Origin of the sequence: Streptomyces sp. NPDC056628, assembly GCF_042792555.1 — a bacterium.
Lineage (GTDB): Bacteria > Actinomycetota > Actinomycetes > Streptomycetales > Streptomycetaceae > Streptomyces.
Map to the genome: position 1 here is coordinate 127,176 of NZ_JBHTWG010000019.1, position 6,890 is coordinate 134,065.

The 6,890-nt window shown below is 74.3% G+C and carries 5 protein-coding genes; 3 read left to right on the forward strand and 2 right to left on the reverse strand.

Annotation, left to right across the window (positions count from 1 at the left end; genetic code table 11):
• Window positions 1–10: 10 nt before the first annotated feature.
• Window positions 11–1,564 (reverse strand): hypothetical protein, encoded by a 1,554-nt coding sequence (locus ACFRAC_RS22830; RefSeq protein ID WP_382926571.1) that lies wholly within the window; start codon window positions 1,562–1,564, stop codon window positions 11–13.
• Between the two features lie 212 nt (window positions 1,565–1,776).
• Window positions 1,777–3,162: a transcriptional regulator gene (locus ACFRAC_RS22835; protein WP_382926573.1), complete on the reverse strand. Its 1,386-nt coding sequence runs from the start codon at window positions 3,160–3,162 to the stop codon at window positions 1,777–1,779.
• Between the two features lie 318 nt (window positions 3,163–3,480).
• On the opposite strand from ACFRAC_RS22835, the gene ACFRAC_RS22840 reads away from it, so the two are divergent.
• Genes ACFRAC_RS22840 through ACFRAC_RS22850 form a run of 3 tightly spaced genes read left to right on the forward strand, consistent with a single transcriptional unit; the run spans window position 3,481 to window position 6,542 of the window.
• Entirely contained in the window at window positions 3,481–4,143 is a 663-nt protein-coding gene (locus ACFRAC_RS22840; protein ID WP_382926576.1) for a bifunctional DNA primase/polymerase, read from the forward strand.
• 36 nt (window positions 4,144–4,179) lie between these two features.
• A complete protein-coding gene (locus tag ACFRAC_RS22845) occupies window positions 4,180–4,953 on the forward strand; it encodes an ABC transporter ATP-binding protein (protein ID WP_361341412.1) in 774 nt (257 codons plus the stop codon).
• Window positions 4,950–6,542 (forward strand): transporter, encoded by a 1,593-nt coding sequence (locus ACFRAC_RS22850; RefSeq protein ID WP_382926579.1) that lies wholly within the window; start codon window positions 4,950–4,952, stop codon window positions 6,540–6,542. Before ACFRAC_RS22845 ends, ACFRAC_RS22850 begins: the two co-directional genes overlap by 4 nt.
• Window positions 6,543–6,890 lie beyond the last annotated feature (348 nt).

The following is a 6,890-nucleotide window of genomic DNA, read 5'->3' on the forward strand; positions in this document are numbered from 1 at the left end:
GGCGTCCCGCTCACAGCTGGGTCGGCTGGCGCTCCGTCAGGCCGTACTCGCGGGCGATCGTGTTCCACAGCTGGGCGGCGGTCTTCTTCTGCTGGCTCGCCGTACCGCTGTCGCGGTTGCCGGCCTGGGTCCGGTCGGTGGCCCGGGCCTGGCCCTTCTTGCACAGCTTCTTGTTGCCGGCGACCTGGTCCGCCCAGGCCGCGTAGTGGTTGTCGGCGGACGCCGACGCCTGCCAGGCCCGGTTCAGGGCGGCCGTCAGCCGGGCGTGGTCGGGGAGCCGGTCGACCTTCAGCTTGGCGAGGTCGGAGACCAGCCGGTTGCGCTGCCCGGCGGCGTCCCGCAGGTCCTGCGCGGCCTGCGGGAGGTTCCCGCAGGACTTCACGTCGGCCACGGCCTTGATCACCGCGCTGCGGCTGTTGCCGCTGTCGGCCAGCAGCTTGTCCAGGGCGACCGCCTGCTGCTCCGCCGGGTCGGCGGACGGGGAGGCGGACTCCTCGGCCGCGGGGGCCGTGGCCGAGACGGGCTGGTTCGCGTCGGTCTTGTCGTCGTCGCCCCCGCCGGCGAGCAGCGCGCCCGCGCCGATGCCGAGGGCAACGATCCCGACGCCCACGGCCGCGATCAGGGGTACGCGCGAGCGCCGGCGGCCGCCGTGCCCGCCGTCGTCGTGCGGGCCGGGCCGGCGGGGCGGCGGGTACGCGCCCTGCTGCGGGCCCTGCGGCTGCCGCTGGTACGGCGGCAGGTGCTGGGTGGCCGGAGCGGGGCCGGGGCCCTCGCTGCGGAAGAGGTTGTCGAAGTCCGAGTGCGGCTGCCGCTCCTCGGACCCGCCCGGCTGGGCGGCCACGGGCGGCAGGAACTGGGTGGGGTCGGCGTCCGAGGCCGCCGGCATCGGTCCGGCCCCGTGCCGGGCCCGGCCCAGCGCATGGGTGCTCTCCCCGTGCGTCTCGGGCGGCAGGGCGCCCGGGCCGACCGGCGGGATCACCTGGGTCGCGCCCTCGTCGGCCGCCGGGACGGGCGGTATGAAGCGGGTGGCCTGCTCGTCCGGATACGCGGCGACCGGGGGTATGTACTGGGTCGCCCCCTCGTCGGCCGGGGGCATCGGGGCGCCGTACCCGCCGGTGGCGGGCGGCATGGGCGCCGAGGCCCCGGGCTGCCCGTACGGCTGCTGCTGGGCGTCCTGCCCATAGGGCTGCTGCTGGCCGTACTGCCCGTACTGCTGCTGGGCGTCCTGCCCGTACTGCTGCTGGGCGTCCTGCCCGTACTGCTGCTGCGACGCCTGGTACTGCTGCTGGTCCTCGCCACCCCACGACTGGCCCTGCGGCGCGCCCCAGGGCTGGCCCTGCGCGGCGGGCGGGGCCGGTGTGTGCTGCTCGGGTCCCCAGGGGGTGTCCCAGGACCGGCCGCCGGGCGGGGCCGAGGGCGGCGGGGCGGCCGGGGGGGTCGCCGGACGGCCGACGGGGCCGCCCGTCATCCCCGGAAGCAGCGGCTCCCCACCGTCGGAGGGCAGCACGATGCCTTCGCGCGCGGGCCGCGCCGAGGGCTCCTCGCCCTGTCCACTCTGCGTCACCGGGACTCCTACGAATGGGGGACCTTGTGCATCGTCGCCTCACGCTACCGGCTCCGCCGAGGACGGTGCCACGCAGCCCGGTGCGTGACCGGCGCCCCTGTGACCGCCGTTACAGTCCCGGCCCCTCGTCCGCCCGGCAAGTCCCCCTTCGCCACCCGCGCATCACGTCCCGCTTCCTTTCACGTTCCCTTCACTTGGGGCCGCCCCAGGCGTCAGGCGGCCGCCTGAAGATCGATCCTCTCCCCGAAGTCCCTGACCACGGGCTCGTCCCGGTACGGCTCGAGGCGCTGCTGGAAGTCCTCCAGGTACTCGGCGCCCCGGTTGGAGCGCAGGGTCTCCAGCAGCTCCACGGCCTTCAGACCGGTGTGGCAGGCCTGTTCGATCTCCCGCTGCTGCACCTGGGCTGTGGCGAGAAGCACATATCCGATGGCCCGGCGGCGCGCCTTCGTCTCCGGCAGCCCCGCCAGCGACTCCTGCGCGCACCGCGCCGCCGCCTCCGCCTGGCCGAGGTCGCGGTGGCAGTGCGCCAACTCGTCCGCGAGGTACGCCTCGTCGAAGTGCCGGATCCACGCCGGGTCGTCACCGGAGGCCGGATCCGCCGCCTCCAGCGCGGCGACCGCCCGCCCGGACGACAGCTGGGCGGCGCGCGCGTCGCCCAGCAGCGCGTGCCCGCGCGCCTCCGCCGCGTGGAACATCGCCTCGGCCCGCGGGGTCACCCGCCCCCGTGCGCCCTCCTGTGCGGCCCGCGCCAACTGGGCGATCTCCCGGGGGTTCCCGAGCTGGGCGGCGAGGTGGCTCATCGAGGCGGCCAGTACGTACCCGCCGTACCCCCGGTCCCCGGCCGCCTGCGCGAGGCGCAGCGCCTGGATGTAGTAGCGCTGGGCGAGGCCCGGCTGCCCGGTGTCCACGGCCATGTAGCCGGCGAGCTCCGTCAACCGCGCGACGGCGGCGAACAGTTCACGTCCGACGGCCTCCCGGTACGACCCGGCCAGCAGCCCGGAGACGACGCTGTTGAGGTAGTGCACGACGACCGGGCGCACATGCCCGCTGCCGTACTGGTGGTCCAGGTCCACCAGCGCCTGGGTCATCGCGCGCACCGCCGCCACGTCGGACGGGCCCACCCGCGGCCCGGCCGACCGCGCGACCTGCGCGTCGGGCGCCGAGATCAGCCAGTCCCGGCTGGGCTCGACGAGCGCGGAGGCGGCGACGGACGAGCCGGACAGGAAGTCCCGCCGGCCGACGTCGCTGCGCCACAGCTCACACACCTGCTCGATGGCCCCGAGCACGGTCGGGGAGAACTGGAGCCCCACGCCGGAGGCGAGGTTCTTGCCGTTGGCCATGCCGATCTCGTCGATGGTGACGGTACGGCCCAGCTTGCGGCCGAGCGCCTCGGCGATGATGGCGGGCGCCCGGCCCCGCGGCTGCTGTCCGCGCAGCCAGCGGGCCACGGACGTCTTGTCGTAGCGCAGATCGAGGCCGTGTTCGGCGCCGCACATGTTGACCCGGCGGGCCAGCCCGGCGTTCGAGCAGCCCGCTTCCTGGATGAGCGCCTGGAGCCGTTCGTTCGGCTGCCGTGCGACGAGAGGCCTTGCGGCCATGGCGTACCCCCTGTGACTACGGTGCCTGCCCGCGCACCGAGTTGACGTCCCTGTCACCGCCGGGTCCCGGCCCGGGGCACTGGCTGCGCCCCGGCGGTTCCCGGCCGTGAAGATCAATGCCCCGTCCGTATACGGAAAATGCGACGCTTGTGAGGATTGCCGGGGTTACGGCCGGAGCCGGCCCCCCAGGGGGCTACCCCGCGCCGGCCGGGGATCCTCCCGCGCGCCCCCACCCGTGCACCCATGCGCCCCGGGAACGGGCGCAGTGCTCCTCCCCCGCGCGCGCGAGAGCCGTAACCCCGGGTGGGTGCGGGAGTTGTGCTGAGCGTGGAAGAGACGATCCCGGCCACCGAAGCCGCACAGATTCCGAAGCAGCGCGGGGATTCGCTGTTGGAGACCGCCGTCCGTTACGCCGAGGAGCGTCATTGGGACGTGTTTCCGGGGACCTGGCTGGAGGCCGTCGACGGCGTGCCGTACTGCTCCTGCGGCGACGCGGCGTGCCCCGCGCCGGGCGCGCATCCCGCGCGCCCCGACTGGGCGACGCAGGCGACGGGCAGCGCCACGGTGGCGCGCCGCCTGTGGCAGAAGCAGCCGGCCGCGTCGATCCTGCTGCCCACGGGGAGGACCTTCGACGCGCTGTCCGTCCCGGAGACGGCCGGCTTCCTGGCGCTGGCCCGCATGGAGCGGATGGAGCTGACGCTGGGTCCGGTGACGCTGGCGCCGGACCGCCGGATGCACTTCTTCGTGCTGCCGGGCGCCGCCGTGAAGCTGCCCGACCTGGTGCGCCGGCTGGGCTGGTCGGTGGGCTCACTGGACCTGGCCGCACTGGGCGAGGGGGCCTGGGTCGCCGCCCCGCCCACCCGGTTCGGGTCCCGGGGGGCCGTGCAGTGGGCGTGCCGGCCCACCCCCGCGAACCGATGGCTGCCGGACGCCGAGGAGCTGATCTCGCCGCTCGCGTACGCGTGCGGCCGCGACCGGTAGCCCCCCGGCTCCCACCCGGCCCGTAGGGTTCCCCGCATGACGTCAGCAGCCGTACGCGTTCACGGGCTCTGGAAGCGGTTCGGGCAGCAGGTCGCCGTGGCCGGGATCGATCTGGCGCTGCCCGCGGGGAAGTTCATCGGGCTCGTCGGCCCCAACGGAGCCGGCAAGACCACCACGCTGTCCATGGTGACCGGGCTTCTCAGGCCCGACCAGGGGTCCGTGGAGGTGGTCGGGCGCGACGTGTGGCGCGACCCGGCGGAGGTCAAGGCGCGCATCGGTGTGCTGCCCGAGGGGCTGCGGCTCTTCGAGCGGCTGTCCGGGCGCGAACTGCTCGGTTACACGGGGCGGCTGCGCGGGCTCCCCGGGGCGGAGGTCGACAAGCGGGCCACGCAGCTGCTCGACGTCCTCGACCTCGCCGGAGCGCAGCACAAGCTGGTCGTCGACTACTCGACGGGCATGCGCAAGAAGATCGGGCTCGCCGCGGCCCTGCTTCACAACCCCGAAGTGCTGTTCCTGGACGAGCCGTTCGAGGGCGTCGACCCGGTGTCCGCCCAGACCATCCGGGGGGTGCTGGAACGCTTCACCGCCTCCGGCGCCACGGTCGTCTTCTCCTCGCATGTGATGGAGCTCGTCGAGTCGCTGTGCGACTGGGTCGCCGTCATGGCGGCCGGGCGCATCCGCGCCCACGGTCCCCTCGCCGAGGTGCGCGGCGAGGCGCCCTCGCTGCAGCAGGCGTTCCTCGAACTGGTCGGCGCGCACGGCCGGGACGCCGGGTCCGACCTCGACTGGCTGGGCGGCGGGTCCCGATGAGCACCGACGTGACCGGGGTCTTCGTACGGCTGAAGCTGTCGCTGCTGCGCAACGGGCTGCGCCAGTCCGGGGGCCGGCGGGCCGCCTGGATCGCCTCGGCCGTCGTGGCCCTGCTGTTCGCCGCGCTGCAGTTGCTCGGCCTGATCCTGCTGCGGGGCACCGCGCACGCCGACGCCCTGGTCGTGCTGCTGGTCGCGGTGCTGGCGCTGGGCTGGGCGGTGATGCCGGTGTTCTTCCCCGGCGGCGACGAGACCCTCGACCCGACGCGGCTGGTGATGCTGCCGCTGCGGCCCCGGCCGCTGGTGCGGGCGCTGCTGGCGGCCTCCCTGGTGGGCATCGGGCCCCTGTTCACGCTGTGTCTGCTGACCGGGTCCGTGATCGCGGTGGCGCGGGGCGCGGCCGCGTACGTCGTCGGTGTCGTCGGCGTGGCGCTGGCCCTGCTGGTGTGCGTGGCGCTGGCGCGCGCGGTCGCCGCCGCCAACGTCCGGCTGCTGACCAGCCGCAAGGGCCGCGATCTGGCCGTGCTGAGCGGGCTGGTCGTCGCGATCGGGGCGCAGGTCGTCAACTTCGCCGCCCAGCGCCTCGGTTCGGCGGGGCTCGGACGGCTCGACCCGCTGGCGGACGTGTTGCGCTGGGTGCCACCGGGGTCCGCGATCGGGGCCGTGCGGTCCGTAAGCGAGGGCTCCTACGGCGCCGCCGCGCTGCAACTGGGTCTGTGCGTGCTCGCGTTGGCCGGGCTGATCGCGCTCTGGACGCGGCATCTGACCCGGCTGATGACCGCGCCCGACGGTTCGACGCTCCAGGCGGCCGGCGAGAGCGCCGTACGGGGGAAGGGCACGCGCGGCCCGGCCCGGCTGCTTCCCGCGGGGCGCACCGGCACCGTCATGGAGCGCAGCCTGCGCTATGTCTGGCGGGACCCGAAGACCAAGGCGGCCTGGGTGACGTCGCTGGCCATCGGCCTGATCGTGCCGGTGTTCAACGCCGTCCAGGGCACCGGATCGATCTACTTCGCCTGCTTCGCCGCCGGAATGCTCGGTATCCAGATGTACAACCAGTTCGGGCAGGACACCTCCGCGTTCTGGATGGTCGCGATGACGATCTCCTCGCCGCGGGACGCGTATGTGGAGCTGCGCGGCCGCGCGCTGGCCCTGCTGTTGATCACCCTGCCGTACGCCACGCTCGTCACCGTGGTGACGACGGCCCTCATCGGGGACTGGCGCAGTCTGCCGGAGGTGCTGGGGCTGTCCCTCGCGCTGCTCGGCGCGATGCTGGCGACCGGCGCCTGGACGTCGGCCCGCTTCCCGTACTCGATCCCGCAGGAGGGGCACAAGAACGTCGCCCCCGGCCAGGCGGGCCTCGCCTGGATCTCGATCTTCGGCGGGATGGTCGCGGCGGCCCTGCTGTGCGCCCCGGTGATCGCGGGGACGATCTGGCTGCGGGTCAGCGAGGGCGGCGAGGCGTGGACCTGGCTGCTGCTGCCCGCCGGGGCGGCCTACGGGGCGGCGATCACGCTGCTGGGCCTGCGCCTCGCGGCCCCCCGCACGGCGGCACGCCTCCCGGAGATCCTCACCGCGGTCAGCAAGGGCTGAGGGAGCGGGCCGGGCTCACCAGCGCCCGGGGATGCCGGACGCCGGAGCCCGGCGTGGTCGACGAGAGACCTTCTAGGGCGTGTTTCGAAAGTAGCGTCGTCCGCCCGAAGGGCGGGGTCCGCGGCGTCTGGTGCGGTGCATCGCAAGGCGGAGGGTCGTCCGTGTACTGGGCGTACGCGGACGATCCCGACAACGCGGCGAGGCGCCGTACCAGGCGTCGCGGACCAGACGGGACTTTCGAAACACGCCCTAGGCTTGTTCTTTATCTACCAAGATCTTCCGGGCTTGCCGATGGCCTTGAGGGTCTCGGGGCGTTTGACGGTTTTGCCGACGTCGTAGCGGGGTGCC